This is a genomic window from Idiomarina sp. ST20R2A10 (genome assembly GCF_051842345.1).
GTDB classification, from domain to species: domain Bacteria; phylum Pseudomonadota; class Gammaproteobacteria; order Enterobacterales; family Alteromonadaceae; genus Idiomarina; species Idiomarina loihiensis.
Map to the genome: position 1 here is coordinate 1 of NZ_JBNIEY010000073.1, position 230 is coordinate 230.

General features: G+C 47.0%; 1 protein-coding gene and 1 pseudogene. One reads left to right on the forward strand and one right to left on the reverse strand.

What is annotated here, in order from left to right; all coding sequences use genetic code 11:
* Nucleotides 1-121 (forward strand): annotated as a pseudogene (locus tag ACP7H9_RS14350) (DnaA ATPase domain-containing protein); the annotation flags it as partial.
* On the opposite strand, the gene ACP7H9_RS14355 reads toward ACP7H9_RS14350, so the two are convergent.
* Nucleotides 105-230, reverse strand: a 126-nt coding sequence (locus ACP7H9_RS14355) for a DnaA ATPase domain-containing protein (protein WP_439222955.1), incomplete at its 5' end; no start/stop codon positions are given. The pseudogene ACP7H9_RS14350 and the gene ACP7H9_RS14355 sit on opposite strands and share 17 nt — an antisense overlap.

The window sequence follows — 230 nt, forward strand, 5'->3', positions numbered from 1 at the left end:
CGAAAGCTTCCGCAACAAATACCGCAATATCGATGTACTGCTTATAGATGATATTCAGTTCCTAGCCGGAAAAGAACAAACGCAAGAGGAATTTTTCCACACGTTCAACGCTTTGCATGAATATCGGTGATCAGACACCATTCAAAGCGTGAGCGGAGACGCTCTTCAAGCGTCGGAATCTCCTTGGGCGGCCGATCGCTGGAAATGATGATCTGCTTGCGTTCTTCATG